The organism is Nocardioides sp. QY071 (assembly GCF_029961765.1).
GTDB lineage: Bacteria > Actinomycetota > Actinomycetes > Propionibacteriales > Nocardioidaceae > Nocardioides.
This window is the reverse complement of record NZ_CP124681.1, coordinates 3,194,127-3,213,696: the sequence shown is the minus strand read 5'-3', so window position 1 is coordinate 3,213,696 and position 19,570 is coordinate 3,194,127. Positions and strand designations below refer to the sequence as shown.

At 72.6% G+C, this 19,570-nt stretch carries 19 protein-coding genes; all 19 read left to right on the top strand.

Going from position 1 to position 19,570, the window contains the following annotated elements; genetic code table 11:
- The 19 genes from QI633_RS15495 (at position 1) to QI633_RS15405 (ending at position 19,566) form a co-directional block, all read left to right on the top strand.
- A complete protein-coding gene (locus QI633_RS15495) occupies positions 1 to 1,827 on the top strand; it encodes a penicillin-binding protein 2 (RefSeq protein ID WP_282426287.1) in 1,827 nt (608 codons plus the stop codon).
- Positions 1,824 to 3,350 carry a UDP-N-acetylmuramoyl-L-alanyl-D-glutamate--2,6-diaminopimelate ligase gene (locus tag QI633_RS15490; RefSeq protein ID WP_141798375.1) on the top strand — a complete coding sequence of 509 codons (1,527 nt, stop codon included), beginning with the start codon at positions 1,824 to 1,826 and terminating at the stop codon, positions 3,348 to 3,350. The genes QI633_RS15495 and QI633_RS15490 overlap by 4 nt, the downstream gene beginning before the upstream one ends.
- A complete protein-coding gene (gene murF / locus QI633_RS15485) occupies positions 3,347 to 4,732 on the top strand; it encodes a UDP-N-acetylmuramoyl-tripeptide--D-alanyl-D-alanine ligase (protein ID WP_141798376.1) in 1,386 nt (461 codons plus the stop codon). The genes QI633_RS15490 and murF overlap by 4 nt, the downstream gene beginning before the upstream one ends.
- A complete protein-coding gene (mraY, locus tag QI633_RS15480) occupies positions 4,729 to 5,799 on the top strand; it encodes a phospho-N-acetylmuramoyl-pentapeptide-transferase (RefSeq protein ID WP_141798377.1) in 1,071 nt (356 codons plus the stop codon). Before murF ends, mraY begins: the two co-directional genes overlap by 4 nt.
- Positions 5,799 to 7,283 carry a UDP-N-acetylmuramoyl-L-alanine--D-glutamate ligase gene (gene murD / locus QI633_RS15475; RefSeq protein ID WP_282426286.1) on the top strand — a complete coding sequence of 495 codons (1,485 nt, stop codon included), beginning with the start codon at positions 5,799 to 5,801 and terminating at the stop codon, positions 7,281 to 7,283. Before mraY ends, murD begins: the two co-directional genes overlap by 1 nt.
- The gene (gene ftsW, locus QI633_RS15470; RefSeq protein ID WP_141798379.1) at positions 7,199 to 8,551 is read left to right on the top strand and encodes a putative lipid II flippase FtsW; all 1,353 of its coding nucleotides are present in this window, start codon (positions 7,199 to 7,201) and stop codon (positions 8,549 to 8,551) included. Before murD ends, ftsW begins: the two co-directional genes overlap by 85 nt.
- 25 nt (positions 8,552 to 8,576) lie before the next feature.
- Entirely contained in the window at positions 8,577 to 9,662 is a 1,086-nt protein-coding gene (gene murG, locus QI633_RS15465; protein ID WP_282426285.1) for an undecaprenyldiphospho-muramoylpentapeptide beta-N-acetylglucosaminyltransferase, read from the top strand.
- Complete coding sequence (murC, locus tag QI633_RS15460) at positions 9,659 to 11,035, top strand: UDP-N-acetylmuramate--L-alanine ligase (RefSeq protein ID WP_282426284.1); 1,377 nt, start codon at positions 9,659 to 9,661, stop codon at positions 11,033 to 11,035. Before murG ends, murC begins: the two co-directional genes overlap by 4 nt.
- The gene (locus QI633_RS15455; protein ID WP_282426283.1) at positions 11,022 to 11,765 is read left to right on the top strand and encodes an FtsQ-type POTRA domain-containing protein; all 744 of its coding nucleotides are present in this window, start codon (positions 11,022 to 11,024) and stop codon (positions 11,763 to 11,765) included. The genes murC and QI633_RS15455 overlap by 14 nt, the downstream gene beginning before the upstream one ends.
- 228 nt (positions 11,766 to 11,993) lie before the next feature.
- Entirely contained in the window at positions 11,994 to 13,181 is a 1,188-nt protein-coding gene (gene ftsZ / locus QI633_RS15450; protein WP_282426282.1) for a cell division protein FtsZ, read from the top strand.
- 48 nt (positions 13,182 to 13,229) lie between these two features.
- Positions 13,230 to 13,898 carry a peptidoglycan editing factor PgeF gene (pgeF, locus tag QI633_RS15445; RefSeq protein WP_260805932.1) on the top strand — a complete coding sequence of 223 codons (669 nt, stop codon included), beginning with the start codon at positions 13,230 to 13,232 and terminating at the stop codon, positions 13,896 to 13,898.
- Positions 13,895 to 14,593 (top strand): YggS family pyridoxal phosphate-dependent enzyme, encoded by a 699-nt coding sequence (locus tag QI633_RS15440; protein ID WP_282426281.1) that lies wholly within the window; start codon positions 13,895 to 13,897, stop codon positions 14,591 to 14,593. The genes pgeF and QI633_RS15440 overlap by 4 nt, the downstream gene beginning before the upstream one ends.
- 58 nt (positions 14,594 to 14,651) lie before the next feature.
- A complete protein-coding gene (gene sepF, locus QI633_RS15435; protein WP_141798386.1) occupies positions 14,652 to 15,185 on the top strand; it encodes a cell division protein SepF in 534 nt (177 codons plus the stop codon).
- A gap of 147 nt (positions 15,186 to 15,332) precedes the next feature.
- Positions 15,333 to 15,626, top strand: a complete 294-nt coding sequence (locus tag QI633_RS15430) for a YggT family protein (protein WP_141798387.1) — start codon at positions 15,333 to 15,335, stop codon at positions 15,624 to 15,626.
- 108 nt (positions 15,627 to 15,734) lie between these two features.
- Positions 15,735 to 16,523 carry a DivIVA domain-containing protein gene (locus tag QI633_RS15425; RefSeq protein WP_282426280.1) on the top strand — a complete coding sequence of 263 codons (789 nt, stop codon included), beginning with the start codon at positions 15,735 to 15,737 and terminating at the stop codon, positions 16,521 to 16,523.
- A 206-nt stretch (positions 16,524 to 16,729) separates the two neighbouring features.
- The gene (locus QI633_RS15420; RefSeq protein WP_282426279.1) at positions 16,730 to 17,593 is read left to right on the top strand and encodes a TraR/DksA C4-type zinc finger protein; all 864 of its coding nucleotides are present in this window, start codon (positions 16,730 to 16,732) and stop codon (positions 17,591 to 17,593) included.
- Positions 17,566 to 18,156 (top strand): signal peptidase II, encoded by a 591-nt coding sequence (gene lspA / locus QI633_RS15415; protein ID WP_141798390.1) that lies wholly within the window; start codon positions 17,566 to 17,568, stop codon positions 18,154 to 18,156. Before QI633_RS15420 ends, lspA begins: the two co-directional genes overlap by 28 nt.
- Positions 18,153 to 19,091 (top strand): RluA family pseudouridine synthase, encoded by a 939-nt coding sequence (locus tag QI633_RS15410; protein WP_141798391.1) that lies wholly within the window; start codon positions 18,153 to 18,155, stop codon positions 19,089 to 19,091. Before lspA ends, QI633_RS15410 begins: the two co-directional genes overlap by 4 nt.
- Positions 19,078 to 19,566 (top strand): GNAT family N-acetyltransferase, encoded by a 489-nt coding sequence (locus QI633_RS15405; protein ID WP_282426278.1) that lies wholly within the window; start codon positions 19,078 to 19,080, stop codon positions 19,564 to 19,566. Before QI633_RS15410 ends, QI633_RS15405 begins: the two co-directional genes overlap by 14 nt.
- Positions 19,567 to 19,570 lie beyond the last annotated feature (4 nt).

The window sequence follows — 19,570 nt, the reverse complement described above, 5'->3', positions numbered from 1 at the left end:
GTGAGCCGACCCGTCCCCAGCCGCCTGCGGCGTCGTACCGGAGAGGTCCTGCGGGGCTCCCCGCACCGTCGCATGCAGATCGGGTTCCTGCTCATCGCGATGGTGCTCTCGGTCTTCGCCGCGCGGCTGGTGCAGCTGCAGGGCGTCGACCCTCGGTCCTACGCGAAGATGGCCGCCGCCGAGGGGCAGGTGCGGGTCACGCTGCCCGCCACGCGCGGCGAGATCCTCGACCGCAACGGCGAGCCGATGGCCGACACGGTCGACGGCCGGATGATCGTCGCCGACCCGAAGGTCACCTCGCCGGTGGCGCCCGAGCTGGCCACGATCCTGTCCGACCGGCTCGGCGTCGACTACTTCGAGACGCTGCGCAGGCTGCGGGTGGAGGGCGACGGCGGCCGGTTCCAGTACATCGCGCGCCAGGTGCCGGCCAGCAAGGCCGAGAAGGTCGTCGCCGACATCCAGGAGCGGTTCAAGGACGACAAGGGCCGCCCGTTCGCCGGTCTCGCGACCGAGCGCGACCCGCTGCGGGTCTACCCGAACCACACCGTGGCCGCCAACCTCGTCGGCTTCCTCGGCGAGAACGGCAAGAAGGGCAAGGACGCCGCGATCATCGGCCTCGCCGGGCTCGAGGACTCCTTCAACACCTACCTGTCGGGCAAGGACGGCGAGGCCCGCTACGAGGTCGGCGCCGGCAACCAGATCCCGCTCGGCGACAACACCGTCACCCCCGCGGTCGACGGCAAGAACCTGACGCTCACCATCGACCGCGACCTGCAGTACTACACGCAGCGGGTGCTGCAGCAGACCGTGCAGAAGTCGGGCGGCGAGTCCGGCATCGCGGTCATCCAGGACACCAAGACCGGTGAGCTGCTGGCCCTGGCCGACTACCCGACGTACGACGCCGCCGACCCGAGCCGCTACCCGGAGGAGCTCTACAAGTCCTCGGCGCTGACCGACGTCTACGAGCCGGGCTCGGTCGAGAAGGTGCTGACGATGAGCTCGCTCATCGACGCCGGACTGGCCTACAAGGAGCAGCGCTTCAAGGTCCCCGGCCAGCTGCACCGCCAGGACCGCCCGATCGGCGACTACTGGGACCACGGCATCCTCAAGCTCACCTTGGCCGGCATCCTCGCCAAGTCCTCGAACGTCGGCACCGTCCTCGCCGCCGACCAGTTCAAGCCCGGCCAGCTGCGCGGCTACCTCACCGAGTTCGGGCTCGGCTCGCGCACCGCGATCGGCCTGGGCGGCGAGACCCGCGGCATCCTGCCGCAGGGTGCGGCCTGGACCTCCCAGGTCGGCGACCGCATCGCGTTCGGACAGTCGCTGTCGGTCAACGCGGTCCAGATGATCACCGCGGTCAACACGATCGCCAACGGCGGTGTCCGGATCGCCCCGAGCCTGGTCAAGGGCGAGGCCCGCACCGACGACGGCTCCGAGGTCGGCACCGACGTCGCCACCAGCAAGCGCGTGATCAGCGCCAAGGCCGCCCACGACACCATGCTGATGATGGAGCGGGTGGTCGACCCCGACGCCGGTGTCGCGCCCCGGGCCGCTGTCCCCGGCTACCGCGTCGCCGGCAAGACCGGCACCGCGCAGCGCGTCGTCGACCGCCGCTACGACGGCAGCCTCACGGTCTCGTTCGCGGGATTCGCGCCCGCGGACGACCCGCGGTTCACCATCTACGTCGTCGTCCACAACCCGCGCGCCGGCAGCGGCGGTGGCAGCGTCGCCGGTCCGGCGTTCGCCAAGCTGATGAGCCACGCGCTGCGTCGCTACGGCGTCGCGCCGACCGGCACCGAGCCCAACCAGACGCCGGTCGAGTGGTGAGCGCCACCGCCACCCGCCCCGCCCGCCCGCCGCTGACGCCCCTCGACGCCGTCGCGCGGGCGCTGGGACTCGCGACGACCCACCCCGGCGTCGACCTGGGCGGGATGACGCTGGACTCACGCCGGGTCCAGCCCGGTGACCTGTACGCCGCCCTGCCGGGCTCGCGCGCCCACGGCGCCACCTTCGCCGAGCAGGCCGCCGCCTCCGGCGCGGTCGCGCTGCTCACCGATGCCGAGGGCGCCGCGCTGGCCGCCGCGACCGGCCTCCCGGCGCTCGTCGTCGACGACCCGCGCCACGTCCTCGGCGCGGTCGCCGCGCTCGTCTACGGGCACCCGGCAGCCAGGCTGCGCACGGTCGGCGTCACCGGCACCCAGGGCAAGACCACCGTCACCCGGCTGCTCGACGGCGGCCTGCTCGCGGCCGGGGTGCGCAGCGCCGTGATCGGCACCGTCGGCACCCGCATCGCCGGTGAGGAGGTCAAGACCGCGCTGACCACGCCGGAGGCGCCCGACCTGCACGGCCTCTTCGCCCGGATGGGCGAGCTCGACGTCACCGCCTGCGCGATGGAGGTCTCCAGCCACGCGCTGGTCATGGGCCGCGTCGACGGCGTGGTGTTCGACGTCGCCGTCTTCACCAACCTGGGTCGCGACCACCTCGACTTCCACGCCGACGTCGAGGACTACTTCTCCGCCAAGGCGAGGCTGTTCACGCCCGAGCACGCGCGGTTCGGGCTGGTCTGCGTCGACGACGAGCACGGCCGCCGGCTCGTGGCCGAGGCGTCGATCCCGATGCGCACCTACGCCGTCGGCACCGACGCCGACTGGACCGTCTCCGGCGTCGACCAGCGTCCCGACGGCTCGACCTTCACCGTCCACGGCCCCGACGGGCTGACCGTGCGCGGCGCGGTCCCGCTGGCGGGCGAGTTCAACGTCGCCAACGCCCTGGCCGCGATCGCCGCCGCGGCTGAGGCGGGCTTCGACGCCCAGCAGGTCGCCGACGGGATCGGCCGCGCGGGCGGCGTACCCGGTCGCCTGGAGCGGATCGACACCGGCCGAGACCTGACCGTCGTGGTCGACTACGCCCACAAGCCCGACGCGGTCGACGCCGTGCTGCGGACCCTGCGCCCGGTCACCCGTGGCAGGCTGGTCGTCGTGATCGGCGCCGGGGGAGACCGCGACCGGGGCAAGCGCCCCGTGATGGGCGCGATCGCCGCCGAGCTGGCCGACCTGGTCGTCGTCACCGACGACAACCCCCGCTCCGAGGACCCGGCCGCGATCCGGGCCGCCATCATCGAGGGAGCCAGCCTGGCCGGCGCCCGCAGCGGCGCGGAGCTCCTCGAGATCGGCGACCGCCGCGAGGCCATCGCGACCGCGCTGCGCGGAGCCGGACCCGGCGACGTCGTCCTGGTCGCCGGCAAGGGCCACGAGGCGGGCCAGGAGGTCGCCGGCGTGGTCCACCCCTTCGACGACCGCGAGGTCGTCCGGGAGCTGCTCGCGCAGCTGCCGGCCGGGGGTGACGCGTGATCCCGCTCCCGCTCTCGGTGATCGCCGAGGTGGTCGGCGGCACCCTCCACGGCGACGACGTCACCGTCTCCGCTCCGGCGTACGTCGACAGCCGCGCCCCGCTCGCCGGCGGCCTGTTCATCGCGGTCGTGGGGGAGCGCGTCGACGGCCACGACTACGCCGACGGCGCGCATGCCGTCCTCGGCAGCCGCCCGACCACCGCGCCGACCGTGGTCGTCACCGACCCGGTGGCAGCAGCAGGCCGGCTCGCGCGCCACGTCCTGGACCGGCTCGACGCCACCGTGCTGGCGATGACCGGCTCCCAGGGCAAGACCGGCACCAAGGACTACCTCGCCGCGGTGCTGCGCAGCCTCGCCGGCGAGGCCGCGGTCGTTGCGACCGCGGCCAACAACAACAACGAGCTCGGCGTACCGCTCACCGTGCTGCGCGCCGACGCCGGCACGCGCTTCCTGGTCGTCGAGATGGGCGCGCGCGGGGTCGGCCACCTCTCCTACCTGTGTGACATCGCACCGCCCTCGATCGCGGCGGTGCTCAACGTCGGCACCGCCCACATCGGCGAGTTCGGCGGCCGCGACCAGATCGCGCGGGCCAAGGGCGAGCTGGTCGAGGCGCTCCCCGCCGAGGGAACGGCAGTCCTCAACGCCGACGACCCGCTGGTGGCCGCGATGGCGTCGCGCACCCGCGCGCGGGTCGTCACCTTCGGCGAGTCCGCCGACCTGCGCTGGCGCGACGTCGTCCTCGACCAGCTCGGCCGGCCCGCCTTCCTTCTCGAGCACCGTGAGCCGGACCGCGCGGGCGAGTCGGCGCCGGTGCAGCTGCTCCAGACCGGCGTCCACCAGGTCGCGAACGCCTCCGCTGCCGCCGCGATGGCGCTGGCCGCCGGCTTCGGGCTGGCCGACGTCGCCCGGGCGCTGGGCGAGGCGACCTCCGCCTCCCGCTGGCGCATGGAGGTCCACCAGCGAGCCGACGGGCTCACCGTGATCAACGACTCCTACAACGCGAACCCTGACTCGATGCGCGCCGCCCTCGAGGCGCTGGTGGCCGTCGCCGGGCCGCGTCGTCGTACCGTCGCGGTGCTGGGGGAGATGCGCGAGCTCGGCGACGAGCACGACGCGGGCCACCGCGCGGTCGGCGAGGACGCCGCCCGGCTCGGTGTCGACGTGGTCGTGGTGGTCGGCGAGGCCGCCTCCGGGATCGCCGACGGCGCCCGCACGGGGGCCGGTGAGGTGATCGTCACGGCCGGCCGTGAGGAAGCGACGGCCTGGGTGCGGCAGAATGCCGGGGCGGAGGACGTCGTCCTCGTCAAGGCGTCGCGCGGCGCCGCCTTGGAAGTGGTGGCAGAGGCGATCTTGATGAAGAGCACCGAGGAGACGACGGCGTGAGAGCGATCCTGCTCGGCGGAGGCATCGCCCTGCTGATCTCGCTGCTCGGCACCCGGGTGGCGATCAACGCGTTCACCAAGCTGGGCTACGGCCAGGAGATCCGCGAGGACGGCCCGACCAGCCACCACACGAAGCGCGGTACGCCGACCATGGGCGGCGTGGTCATCATCCTGGCCGCTGTCATCGGCTACTTCGCGGCCAAGCTGATCACGCTCACCGTGCCGAGCGCGTCGGCGCTGCTGCTGCTCTTCCTGTTCGTCGGGATGGGCCTGGTCGGCTTCCTCGACGACTTCATCAAGATCTACAAGCAGCGCAGCCTCGGCCTGCGCAGCAAGGCCAAGATGGCCGGCCAGACCGTGATCGCGCTGGTCTTCGGCTGGCTGGCGCTCTCGCCGATGCTCGAGGACTCCCACGGCCGCACCCCGGCCAGCGAGAAGGTCTCCTTCCTGCGCGAGCTCGACTGGTTCGTGCTGCCGATGATCCTGGCGGTCCTGCTGATCTGGCTGTTCGTGGCCGGGTTCAGCAACGCGGTCAACCTCACCGACGGCCTCGACGGACTCGCGGCCGGCGCCTCGGTGATGGTCTTCGGCGCCTACACGCTGGTCAACATCTGGCAGAGCAACCAGTTCTGCCAGGAGGAGCCCAGCGCCACCTGCTACAACGTCCGCGACCCGCTGGACCTTGCGATCATCGCCGCGGCGATCACCGGCGCCTGCTTCGGGTTCCTGTGGTGGAACGCCTCGCCGGCCAAGATCTTCATGGGCGACACCGGCTCGCTGGCGCTCGGCAGCGCGCTGGCCGGCTTCGCGATCCTGACCCGCACCGAGCTGCTGCTGGTCATCCTCGGTGGCCTGTTCGTCCTCGAGACGGTCTCGGTCATGCTGCAGGTCGGCTTCTTCAAGCTCAGCAAGGGCCGCCGGATCTTCCGGATGGCGCCCATCCACCACCACTTCGAGATGCTCGGCTGGGAGCAGGTGACCGTCGTGATCCGGTTCTGGATCATCACCGGTCTCTTCGTCGCCACCGGCCTCGGCATCTTCTACGCCGAATGGGTCTCGCGTCTGTAATGCCTGAGGTCAACCAGCCTGACGTCTCCACCCTCGGCCGCACCGACTCCTGGGAGGGCGTGCGCGCCGTCGTCGCCGGCTTCGGCACCAGCGGTGCCGCCGCCGTCGACAACCTGCTCCACCTCGGTGCGTCCGTCCACGCCGTCGCCGAGTCGGTGAGCCCGCGGATCCTCGAGCGCGCCGAGCTGCTCGAGGTGCTCGGCGCGCGGATCGAGGTCCACGAGGGCGCGACCTCGACCCTGCCTGAGGACGCCGACGTCCTGGTCGTCTCGCCGGGCTTCCGCCCCGACGCGCCGATCATCGTGGCCGCCCGCGAGCGGGGGATCCCGGTCTGGGGCGAGGTCGAGCTGGCCTGGCGGCTGCGCGACCCCGCGAACCCCGCCCCCTGGCTGTGCGTCACCGGTACCAACGGCAAGACCACTACGGTGCAGATGCTCGACAGCATCCTGCGCGCGGCAGGCCTGCGAAGCGTCGCGGCCGGCAACGTCGGCCTGCCGCTGACCGAGGCGGTCATGGATCCGGAGCCGTACGACGTCATCGCGGTCGAGCTGTCCAGCTTCCAGCTGCACTACACCGACTCCATGTCGGCCGAGAGCGCCGCGGTGCTCAACGTCGCCGAGGACCACCTCGACTGGTACGCCGGACCGTCGGGGATGGACGACTACGCCCGCGACAAGGGCCGGATCTACACCAACGTGCAGCGGGCCTGCGTCTACAACGCCGCGGACCCCGCCACCGAGGACCTGGTCCGCGACGCCGACGTCGTCGAGGGTGCCCGGGCGATCGGGTTCACCCTCGGCACGCCCGCCGTCGGCATGCTCGGCGTCGTCGAGGACATCCTCGTCGACCGGGCCTTCATCGAGGAGCGCTCCACCAGTGCCGCCGAGCTGTGCACGCTCGAGGACCTGGCCTCGACGGCGCCGCACTTCGTGGCCAACGCCCTCGCCGCCGCGGCCCTCGCGCGGGCGCACGGCATCAGCCAGGCCGCTGTACGCGACGGGTTGCGGTCCTTCCGCCCCGACGGCCACCGCATCGCGGTCGTCGCCGAGCACGACGATGTCACCTGGGTCGACGACTCCAAGGCCACCAACCCGCACGCCGCCGCCTCGTCGCTGGCCGCCTTCGCGCCGGTCGTGTGGGTCGCCGGTGGACTGGCCAAGGGCGCGGCCTTCGACGGCCTGGTCACCTCGGTCGGCGACCGGCTGCGCGCCGCCGTCCTCATCGGCCGCGACCGCGCGGTCATCGCCGAGGCGCTTTCGCGACACGCACCCGATGTGCCGGTGATCGAGGTGGACACCCCTGAGACTGGAGCCCTCGGAGAGCTCGACCTGATGAGGCGCGTCGTCGCCGCTGCAGCCGGAGCCGCCCAGCCGGGCGACACCGTGCTGCTGGCGCCGGGATGCGCCTCGATGGACCAGTTCACCGACTACGCCGCGCGGGGCGACGCCTTCGCCGCGGCGGTGCGGGAACACGTCAGCGGCTGAGAGCGAGGGGGAGCGACATCACCACCGCCAACCCCGAGTCCACCAGACCGCGCATCCGCCTGGGGCCGCTGCTGCGTGCCCGGACCCGTCGGCCGGGCTGGCTGAGCGCCCTCAAGGAGGCGCTCGACCGGCCGCTGACGACGTACTACCTGCTGCTCGGCGCGACCGCGCTGCTGCTCGTGATCGGCCTGATCATGGTGCTGAGCGCCTCCAGCGTGCGGGCCTACCGCGAGACCGGCGACTCCTACACGATCGTGCGCCGCCAGGTGATGTGGGTGCTGATCGGCGTGCCGTGTGCGTTCGTCGCCTCACGGGTCTCCGAGCGCTGGGTGCGCCGGCTGTCCTATCCCGCCTTCGCCGTGTCGCTCGCGCTGCTGTTCGTGACCGCGTTCGCCGGCAAGGAGGTCAACGGCAACACGAACTGGCTGGTGCTGGGGCCGCTGCAGATCCAGCCCTCCGAGATCGCCAAGCTCTCGCTGATCATCTGGGCCAGCAACATCTACGCCAACAAGGAGCGCCGCCTCGGCAACCTGCACCAGATGCTCGTGCCGGTCGTGCCCGGCATGGCGTTGGCGACCGGCCTGGTCGTGCTCGGCCGGGACCTCGGCACGGCCCTCATCTTCTTCGCGCTCCTCGTGGCGATGCTGTGGGTGGTCGGGGCACCGGGCCGGCTGTTCGGCATGGTCTTCGCCGTCGTCACCGTCGCCGCCCTCGGCCTGGCCGCCACCTCGCCCACCCGCCTGGCGCGGATCGCGAACTTCGCCGACCCGTTCAAGGACTACCACGGCACCGGCTGGCAACCGGCCCACGGCCTCTACGCCATGGCCAGCGGCGGCGTCCTCGGCGAGGGCATCGGCGCCAGCCAGCAGAAGTGGGGCCAGCTGCCGGAGGCCCACACCGACTTCATCTTCGCCGTGCTCGGCGAGGAGCTCGGCCTGGTCGGCACCCTGCTCGTCATCGGCCTGTTCCTGGTCCTCGCCTACGCCGGGGTCCGGGTCGCACGCGAGACCAAGCAGCCCTTCGTGCGCTACTGCACCTTCGGCATCGTGGTCTGGCTGCTGTGCCAGATGATCATCAACGTCGGCATGGTGCTCGCGCTACTGCCGGTCATCGGCATCCCGCTGCCCCTCGTGTCCTACGGCGGCTCGAGCCTGCTGCCGACATTGAGCGCGCTCGGCCTGGTGATCGGGTTCGCCCGCCGCGAGCCGGCGGCCGCGCGGGCGCTCGCCCAGCGCCGCCGGGCCCGTTCGGCCGGTCTGAGTGCGTGACGGCTCGCGCGATAGGTTCTGCCGCGTGAGGATTCTTCTGGCCGGCGGGGGCACGGCGGGGCACACCTCTCCGCTGCTCGCGACCGCCGACGCCCTGCGCCGACTCGACCCGGACGCCGAGATCACCTGTCTCGGCACCCCCCGGGGCCTGGAGAACAAGGTCGTGCCCGCGGCCGGCTACCCGCTGCGCCTGGTCCCGCCCGTCCCGCTCCCGCGCAGGCCAGGCAAGGACCTGGCCCTGGTGCCGGCCCGGCTGCGTGGCGCGGTCAAGGCCGCGCTCGAGGTGGTCGACGACGTGCGTCCCGACGTGATCGTCGGCTACGGCGGCTACGTGTCGATGCCGGCGTACGTCGCCGCGCGCCGGCGCAGGCTGCCCCTCGTCGTCCACGAGCAGAACGCACTGCCCGGCATCGCCAACAAGGTCGGCGCGCGGATCGCCGACCGGGTCGCGGTCAGCTTCCCCGACACCCCGCTCAAGGGCGGTGAGTACGTCGGCCTGCCGATCCGCCGGATGATCTCCACCCTCGACCGGCCCGCCCTGCGCGCGGAGGCCCGCGCCTTCTTCGGGCTCGACGCCGACCGGCCGACCCTCGTCGTCACCGGCGGCTCGCAGGGCGCGCGCCGGCTCAACCAGGCGGTCAGCGGCGCCGCTGCCGCCCTCGGCTCGGCCGGCGTCCAGGTCCTCCACGTGATCGGCCCCAACGGGGCGAGCGACCCGGGCTGGACCGAGCCGGTCCCCACCGGGGTCCCGTACATCGTGCTGCCGTTCGTCGACCGGATGGACCTCGCGCTCGCCGCCGCCGACGTCATGGTCTGCCGCTCCGGCGCCTCGAGCGTCGTCGAGGCGGCAGCGACCGGCGTACCCGCGATCTTCGTGCCACTGCCGATCGGCAACGGCGAGCAGGCGCTCAACGCGCGCCCGGTCGTCGACGCCGGGGGAGCCGTGCTGGTGGACGACGCGTCCTTCACCGCCGACTACGTCGCCGACACGGTGCCCGCGCTGGCCACCGACGCCGACCGGCTGGCCCGGATGGGCGCCGCGGCCGCCGACCTCGTCCCGCGCGACGCGGACGAGCGGCTGGCCCGGATCATCCAGGACGCGGCCCGATGAAGATTCCCGTCCCCGACGAGATCCTGCCGGTCGACCGGCTAGGTCACGTCCACCTCGTCGGCATCGGCGGCGCCGGGCTGTCCGGCATCGCCCGGCTGATGCACCAGGCCGGCGTGGTCGTCAGCGGCAGCGACGCCAACGACTCGTCCGTCGTGCAGGCCCTGCGCGCCGAGGGCATCACCGTCCACGTCGGCCACGACGCGGCCCACCTCGACGGCGTCGACACGGTCGTCGCGACCACCGCCGCCCGCGAGGACAACCCCGAGATCGTCGCCGCCCGCGAGCGCGGCCTGCGGCTGTGGCCGCGCTCGGCGGGCCTGCAGTCCGTGCTGCTCGGCAAGGACGTCGTCGCGATCGCCGGCACCCACGGCAAGACCACGACCACGGCGATGACCGTGATGGCCCTGCGCGAGGCGGGCGTCGACCTCACCTTCGCGATCGGTGCCGAGGTCGAGGCGCTCGGCACCAACGCCGCCCTCGGCGGCGGCGAGGTCGCCGTGGTCGAGGCCGACGAGTCCGACGGCGCCTTCCTCGTCTACACCCCGCGCATCGGCGTGATCACCAACGTCGACGCCGACCACCTCGACCACTGGGGCACCGAGGATGCCTACGAGGCCGCCTTCGCCGCGTTCGCCTCCCGCGCGTCGGTGACCCTCACCGACCGTGCCGACCTCGCCACCCGCACCGTCGGCTTCACCCCCGACGCCCGGCTGCGCGGTCACGACCTCGTCATCGAGGGCGGCCGCACCCGGTTCCGGGTGAGCAGCGACGGTGCGGACCTCGGCACCGTCGAGCTCGCCGTCCCCGGGCGCCACTACGCCCAGGACGCCCTGCTCGCGCTCGCCGTCGGCCTCGAGCTCGGCCTCGAACCCGCCGCCCTGGTCCGCGGGCTCGCGAGGCACCGCGGCGCCAAGCGCCGCATGGAGCCGGTCGGCTCGGCCGGGGGAGTGCGGGTCTACGACTCCTACGCGCACCACCCCAGCGAGATCCGCGGCGACCTCGAGGCCGCCCGTTCGCTGGTCGGCGACGGCCGCCTCGTCGTCTGCTTCCAGCCCCACCTCGTCTCCCGTACCCGGATCTTCGGCGAGCAGATGGGCCGCGAGCTGGGCGCGGCCGACGAGGTCGTCGTGATGGACGTCTACGTCGCCCGCGAGGACCCCGACCCCGAGGTGACCGGTGCGCTGGTCGCGGGCGCGGTGCCCCTCGCTGCCGACCGGGTCCGGTTCGTGCCCGACCGTGCTGGCGTCGTGCCCACGCTGGTCGGGCTGGCCCGTCCCGGCGACCTGGTCCTCACCCTCGGCGCCGGTGACGTGACCACCCTGGCGCCGCAGGTCGCCGCCGCACTCGCGGAGGCGGGCGATGGCGAGGGGTAGGGGCACGGGGCCGAGCCCGCAGGACCGGATGCGCCGCGCCTTCGCCCGGCGCCAGCGCGCCCGCCGCTGGCTGACCTGGCGCTACGTCCTGGCCGCCGTGCTGCTCGTCGGCGGGCTCTGCTTCGGCATCTACGCGATCTACTTCTCGCCGTGGCTGCGCGCCGACGCCGTGCAGGTGGTCGGCAACGCCCAGCTGTCCGAGAAGCAGGTGCTCGCGACCGCCGACGTCCCCCTCGGCGGGCCGCTGGCGACCGTCGACGTGCACGCGATCGAGGTACGGCTGAAGTCCCTGGCGACCGTCAAGTCGGTGGACGTCTCGCGCACCTGGCCCCACGACGTACGGATAGAGATCGTCGAGCGCACCCCCGTCGCCGTCCTCGACCGCGGCGACCGGCTCACCAACCTCGACGCCTCGGGCGTCGCCTTCGGCCGGCTCGCCAAGGCCCCCGACGGCCTGCCCCGGGTCAAGATCGGCCCGGGAGCCGACGGGGACGCCCTCGCCGAAGGGGCAGCCGTGGTCGTGGCCCTCGACCCGGCGATCACCGAACTGGTCGACTTCGTCGAGGTCCGCAGCGTCGACGAGATCGACCTGCACCTTCGCGACGGGCGCCTGGTGCGCTGGGGGAGCTCGGACCAGGCCGAGGACAAGGCTGCGGTGCTCCTCGAGCTGCTCAACCGCAAGGCCCAGGTGTACGACGTCTCCGTCCCCGGCGCACCGACCACCAGCTGACGGCGAAACCTGTCGGCCCACGGCGTGTCTGCGCCATCGCGCCCGGCGCCGTCCCTACTGTCGTGACCACGACGAGGTTGACATAACTATAACCCTCAGGCTGAGGGTAAGGGTTGTGGCGACACGCCGGCTGGCCACCCAATCGAAATGAGGGGGAAGCGGTCCGGCCGCCGACGTCGGTGAACGGACACATACAACTCATCGCAACACCGGAGAGGTGGAGCCGCAGTGGCAGCAGCACAGAACTACCTGGCCATCATCAAGGTCGTCGGGATCGGCGGGGGCGGCGTCAACGCCGTCAACCGGATGATCGAGGTCGGCCTCAAGGGCGTCGAGTTCATCGCGATCAACACCGACGCGCAGGCGCTGCTGATGAGCGACGCCGACGTGAAGCTCGACATCGGCCGCGAGCTGACCCGCGGCCTCGGCGCGGGCGCGAACCCCGACGTGGGCGGCAAGGCCGCCGAGGACCACGCGGAGGAGATCGAGGAGGTGCTCAAGGGCGCCGACATGGTCTTCGTGACCGCGGGCGAGGGCGGTGGCACCGGCACCGGTGGCGCGCCGGTCGTCGCCCGGATCGCCCGCTCGCTCGGTGCGCTGACCATCGGTGTGGTGACCCGTCCGTTCACCTTCGAAGGCGCCCGCCGCAAGAAGTCCGCCGACGAGGGCATCGAGCGTCTCCGCGAGGAGGTCGACACCCTCATCGTCATCCCGAACGACCGGCTGCTGCAGATCTCGGACCGCAACGTGTCGATGCTCGACGCGTTCAAGCAGGCCGACCAGGTGCTGCTGCAGGGTGTCTCGGGCATCACGGACCTGATCACGACCCCCGGCCTGATCAACGTCGACTTCGCCGACGTCAAGGCGGTCATGAGCAACGCCGGCTCCGCGCTGATGGGCATCGGCTCGGCCCGCGGCGAGGACCGCGCGCTCGCCGCCGCCGAGATGGCGATCAGCAGCCCGCTGCTCGAGGCCTCGATCGACGGCGCCCACGGTGTCCTGCTCTCGATCGCCGGTGGCTCCGACCTCGGCATCTTCGAGATCAACGAGGCCGCGGCGATGGTGGCCGACGCGGTGCACGCCGACGCCAACATCATCTTCGGCACGATCATCGACGACGCCCTCGGCGACGAGGTCCGGGTGACGGTGATCGCGGCCGGCTTCGACGGCGGCCTGCCCAAGCGTCGCGATGAGACCGCCGTACGCCGCCCGGCACAGCAGGCGCCGGCCACCCCGGCCCCCGCGCGCACGGCGCCCGCCCAGCCCGCCCAGCCCGCCCAGGCGGCCCAGCCCGCCCAGACCCGCGAGGCCCCCGCGACGCCCGCCGAGCCGCAGCCGGTCGGTGCCCGCACCAACCCGGCGCCGATGCAGTTCGACGACGGCGACGACCTGGACGTCCCCGACTTCCTCAAGTGAATCTCGACAGGCTCGATCACCGGCCATATGTATGCCTTCCGTGAGTCCGTGTACTTCGACCCGGCCCCCGCTGACGCGGGCCGGGTCGAGGTCGCGTTCACCGACGCGTCCCTCGACGTCCGCGAGGGAGACGGGCTCGCGGGCACGCTCACCGCGTTGCGGGAGGAGGCCGGCGTCCCGTTCGCGCGGCTGCACCAGGTCCACGGCGACGTCGTCGTCACCGTCGACGGTGCGTCCGACTCCGTCCCGACCGGCGACGGCCAGGTCACCGCGCGACGCGGGCTCGGCCTGATGGTCCGCGTCGCCGACTGCGTCCCGGTCGTCCTCGCGGACCCGGTCGACGCCGTCGTCGGCGTCGCCCATGCGGGCCGTCGCGGCGTCCAGCTCGATGTCGTCACCCGGACCGTCGAGAGGATGCGCGAGCTCGGCGCCCGCGACGTCCGCGCCTGGATCGGCCCCCACGTCTGCGGCCGCTGCTACGAGGTGCCCGCCGACCTGCGCGACGAGGTCGCGGCCGCCGTGCCGGCGACGTACGCCGAGACGAGCTGGGGCACGCCCGCGCTCGACCTCGGCGCCGGCGTCGCCGCGCAGCTCGCCGCCGCCGGCGTGCCGTCGAGCGTCGTCCCGGGCTGCACGCTCGAGGACACCGCCTTCCACTCCTACCGACGCGACGGCGAGAGCGCCGGTCGCTTCGCCGGGCTGGTGTGGCTCGCATGACCCGCGCCGAGGAGCTGCGCGCCAACCTGGCCGCCGTCCGCGACCGGATCGCGCGCGCGGCGGCCGACGCGGGCCGCCCGGCCGACGACGTCGCACTCGTCGTGGTCACCAAGTACTTCCCCGCCTCCGACGTCCGGCTGCTCGCCGGGCTCGGCGTGACCGACGTGGGGGAGAACCGGCACCAGGAGGCGGAGGCCAAGGCCGCCGAGTGCGCCGACCTCGGCCTGCACTGGCACTTCATCGGTGGCCTGCAGTCCAACAAGGCGACGGCCGTCGCCCGCTACGCCGACGTCGTCGAGTCGGTGGACCGCACCTCCCTGGTCCCGCGGCTGGCCCGCGGTGCCGCCGACGCCGGCCACGTCGTCGACGTGCTGCTCCAGGTCAGCCTGGACCCGCCCGGCCGCGACCACCGCGCCGGCGCCGACCCCGCGACGCTGGCGCCGCTCGCCGACGAGGTCGCCCGCACCCCCGAGCTGCGGTTGCGGGGCCTGATGGCCGTCGCGCCGCTCGACGACGACCCCGCGCTGGCCTTCGCCCGGCTGGCCGGGATCCGCGCCGACTTCCTCGCCCGCCACCCCGACGCGACGGTCCTGTCGGCCGGGATGAGCGGCGACCTGGAGGCGGCGATCACGGTCGGCGCGACACACGTACGCATTGGCTCCGCGGTCCTCGGAACGAGGCCTGCGGTCCAGTAATGTCCACAACACCACCAGTCGTTCCCAGTCGGGGACGCGGATCACGGAGGCAACAGTCATGAGCGGTGCGATGCGCAGGATCGGTGAGTACCTCGGCCTGCTGGAGGACACCGGCTATGACGAGGCTGGTTACGACGACTATGGCGACGAGGCGACCGACAGGACCCGCGGTCGTGAGACCCGCGAGCCGCGCCAGGAGCGCCCCGTCCGCGCCGTACCGTCCAACGTCTCGGGCAGCACCCCCGGCAGCGTGGCCGACCTCGACGAGCGTCGCCGCCCCGTCGCAGTCGCGCCGCAGCCGGTCGTCGCGGAGCTGTCCCGGATCACGACCCTGCACCCGACCACCTACAACGAGGCGCGCTCGATCGGCGAGGAGTACCGCGAGGGCACCCCGGTGATCATGAACCTCACCGAGATGGACGACGCCGACGCCAAGCGCCTGGTCGACTTCGCCGCCGGCCTGATCTTCGCGACCCGCGGCAGCATCGAGCGGGTGACCAACAAGGTGTTCCTGCTCTCGCCGCCGAACGTCACCGTCGCGGCCGAGGACAAGCAGGCGATCGCGGCCGACGGCTTCTTCAACCAGAGCTGAGTTGGATGGCGCGAGCGCGTCGCTCCTTCGTCGCGCCGCGCTGCCGCGCACGCGGTCGAGTCCGTAGGTGGTGACCTGCGCGAGCGTGTCGCTCGGTCTCCGGTGGGTGCGAGCGGGGCGCTCATGAGTGAGCGATAGGTTGATGCCGTGACGATCGTCGGCTGGATCATCGAGGGCGTGCTGTTCGCCTTCATCGCGTTCCTGTGGGTGCGCTTCATCACCGACTGGGTGCAGGTGTTCGCACGGGCCTGGGAGCCCCGCGGTCCGGTCCTGGTGTTCCTGGAGCTGGCCTACACCGTCACCGACCCGCCGATCAACGGGCTGCGCCGCGTGATCAAGCCGATCCGGATCGGCAACTTCGCCCTCGACATCAGCTTCATCCTCGTCATGATCCTGGCCTACGTGCTGCTGTCGGTGAACCGTTCCACCCTTCTGCTCTGATACTGCTGTGACGCCAGTGGCGGGCCGCGGATGCCGCCTTCACCCGCGCAGGCGCTATGGTTCGTGAAGACATACCGTCGAGATACTTATTGAAGATTGGTGAGGTCCATGCCCCTGACGCCAGAGGACGTGAGCAACAAGCGCTTTACGCCGGTTCGGCTGCGCGAGGGCTACGACATGGGCGAGGTCGACCAGTTCCTGGACGAGGTCGAGGCTGAGCTCGCTCGGCTGACCCAGGAGAACGACGACCTCCGCGCGAAGCTCGCGGCCGCGCAGGCCGGGTCGTCGTCCGCGTCCTTCGACGCTCCGACCCAGCTGGCGCCGGTGCCCGAGATCCTGCCCGAGCCCCCGGCTCCCGCTCCCGTCGTGGCCCCTGCTCCGGTCGAGCCCGTCGTCGCGGCCCCCGTCGCCGCGCCCGCCCCCGCCGCCGGTGGCGTCGAGACGATCCGGGTCGAGACCGTGCCGGAGGCGTCCAACGCCGCCGCGCGTCTCCTCGAGATCGCCACGCGCAACGCCGACGAGCTCGTCGAGGACGCGAAGAACGAGGCCGACAAGATCGTCGGCGAGGCCCGGACCAAGTCCGACCGGCTCGCCTCCGAGGCGAAGGTCAAGGCCGACCGCCTCGAGTCCGACGCCCGCACCCGCGCCGAGATGCTCGACGCCGAGACCGCCGAGCGCCGCACCCAGCTCTTCGGCGACCTCGAGAAGGAGCGCGACAAGCTCTCGGCCGAGGTCGAGACGCTGCGCTCGTTCGAGCGTGAGTACCGCTCGCGCCTCAAGAGCTACTTCACCCAGCAGCTCGAGTCGCTGCAGACGCCGGGCGACACCCTGGCGCCGGTCGAGGAGACCCCCGCACCCAAGCGGCTGCGCTCCATCCTCGGCGAGGAAGAGGCCTGAGCCACCCGGCTCGCCCTCCGCACAGCTCGACCGACCGGTCGGCCCGCACCGCGGGTCGGCCGGTTCGTCTTTTCCGGGCGGTCGGTCGGCCGGCCCGGTCTCGCTCCCTGCGCGCCTCCTTGGACCCTTTCGCCGTACCCGTTACCCTCCGCAGCACGCCCACCGCTTGCTGGCGCGTGGGTCGCCGCCTTTCGAGGAGTCCTTCAATGGCCCGCAGCACGAAGAAGTCGTTGGCCGGTCAGGCCGCTTCCGCCGCCCGGAAGATCATCCGTCCACGGAAGGCGACCGCCACCGCGGAGGTGCCGGCCAAGAAGGCCGCCGCCAAGAAGACGGCCGGCAAGAAGGCCGCCGTGAAGAAGGCCGCGCCGGCTCCGGCGAAGAAGGCGGCCCCCGCGAAGAAGGCGGCCCCCGCGAAGAAGGCGGCCCCCGCGAAGAAGGCGGCCCCCGCGAAGAAGGCGGCCCCCGCGAAGAAGGCGGCCCCCGCGAAGAAGGCGGCCCCCGCGAAGAAGGCGGCCCCCGCGAAGAAGGCGGCCCCCGCGAAGAAGGCGGCCCCCGCGAAGAAGGCGGCCCCCGCGAAGAAGGCGGCCCCCGCGAAGAAGGCGGCCCCCGCGAAGAAGGCCGCACCGGCCAAGAAGGCGGCCCCCGCCAAGCGGACGACGACCCGCAAGGCCACTCCTGCGTCCCTGGTCGTCCTCGACCACGAGGAGGCCTGGTCGGCCGCCGAGCTCGCCGAGGTGCTGGCCGAGCTCCACGAGCAGCGTGAGGCGAGCGCCCGGATCCTCGAGGAGCAGGAGGCCGACCTCAGTGGCCTGTTGCGCGACTCCGGTGACGGTGCCGGCCAGGACCAGGCCGACCTCGGCGCGACCAGCTTCGAGCGCGACCACGAGCTCACAGTTCTCAACCACGAGCGGGAGAAGGTGGCCCAGATCGACCGGGCCCTGGCACGCATCGACGACGGCACGTACGGCGTGTGCGAGTCGTGCGGCAACCCGATCGGCAAGATGCGGCTGATGGCCTTCCCGCGTGCCACACTGTGCATGACATGCAAGCAGCGCGAGGAACGCCGGTAGACCACCGCGACGACGGACCCGGCCGGACCGGCGAGCGCTTCCTGGCCCACCCGCGCAGCTGGCTGCTCTTCGCGGCGGTCGCCGCGGTCATGGTCGCGATCGACCAGGTCGCGAAGGTCCTGGCGGTGCGCCACCTTGCGGGCGAGCCCGACCGCGAGGTCGTCGGCGAGCTGCTGCAGCTGCACCTGACCTACAACCCAGGCGCGGCGTTCAGCCTCGGCATCCGGTTCACGGTCGCCATCACCTGCCTGGCCTGCGTGGCGACCGTGGTCGTGCTGTGGGTGAGCCGCAAGGTGGTCAACAAGCTCTGGGCGGTCGGCCTGGGCCTGCTGCTCGCCGGCATCGACGGCAACCTCGTCGACCGGATGCTCCGCGAGCCGGGGCCGTTCAAGGGCCACGTCGTCGACTTCCTCATGCTGCCGAACTGGCCGGTCTTCAACGTCGCCGACATCTGCATCAACGTCGGCGTCGGACTGATCCTGCTCCAGGTGCTGCGCGGCGTGAGCCTCGACGGCAGCCGTGCCCAGCAGGACCGAACCGACGTGGCCGAGGAGGAGTCGTGACCACGGTCGACCACCGCAGCCTGCCCGTCCCCGACAGCCTCGACGGCGAGCGCGTCGACGTCGCGATGGCCCAGCTGTTCGGAGTCTCGCGCACGCGTGCCGCCGAGCTGATCGCCCAGGACCTCGTCGTGCTCGACGGGGCGCCGGTCAGCGGCAAGAGCGACCGGGTCCTCGGCGGCTCGGTGCTCGACGTCTCCATCCCGGCCGAGGCCGACCCGCTCGAGGTCGTGCCGGAGCTGGTCGAGGGTATCAAGATCATCCACGACGACGACGCGATCGTCGTGATCGACAAGCCGGTCGGCGTCGCCGTGCACCCGTCCCCGGGCTGGCGCGGTCCCACCGTCGTCGGGCACCTCGCGGGCGCCGGCTTCCGGATCTCCACCTCCGGTGCCAAGGAGCGCGAGGGCATCGTCCAGCGCCTCGACGTCGGCACGTCGGGCGTGATGGTGATCGCCAAGTCCGAGCACGCCTACTCTGTCCTCAAGAACGCCTTCCGGCGCCGCACGGTCGACAAGACCTACCACGCGCTGGTCCAGGGCCATCCGGACCCGCTCGAGGGCACGATCGACGCCCCCATCGGGCGACACCCGAGGTTCGACTACAAGTTCGCGGTCATGGAGGACGGGCGCCACAGCGTCACCCACTACGAGACGCTCGAGGCGCACCGCTTCGCGAGCCTGCTCGAGATCCACCTCGAGACCGGCCGCACCCACCAGATCCGGGTGCACATGAGCGCGCTCAAGCACCCCTGCGTCGGCGACCTCACCTACGGTGCCGACCCGGTGCTGGCCCGTCGCGTCGGGCTCGAGCGCCAGTGGCTGCACGCCGTGAAGCTGGGCTTCGAGCACCCGGAGACGAATGCGTACGTCGAGTACGAGTCGTCGTACCCCGCCGACCTCGCGCACGCGCTCGAGGTCATCCGTGACGCCCACTGACCCTTCTGGCGGCGCGGGCCTGCTCCTGCGCCCGGCCGTCCCTGCCGACGTGCCGGCCATCGCCGCCGTCCAGGTCGCCGCGCGGGCCGCGGCCGCCATGCCACCCGGGATCCACCGGCCCGAGGAGGTCCGCAGCTACCTCGCCGCCAACTTCGCCACGGCCGAGAGCTGGGTCGCCGAGGCGGCAGGCGAGGTCGTCGGCTACGCCCGGTTCACCCGGACCTGGCTCGACGACCTGTACGTCGACCCGGCCCACCAGGGCGCCGGCGTGGGCGGCGCCCTGCTCGAGCTGGTGAAGGCACGCCACCCCGGCGGCTTCAGCCTGTGGGTCTTCGAGCAGAACGCCCCGGCCCGGGCCTTCTACGCCGCCCGCGGGCTGGTCGAGCGCGAGCACACCGACGGCTCGGACAACGAGGAGCGGGAGCCGGACCTGCGGATGGAGTGGCCGCCCGGATCTGTCGGAGGGTCGGCCTAGAGTC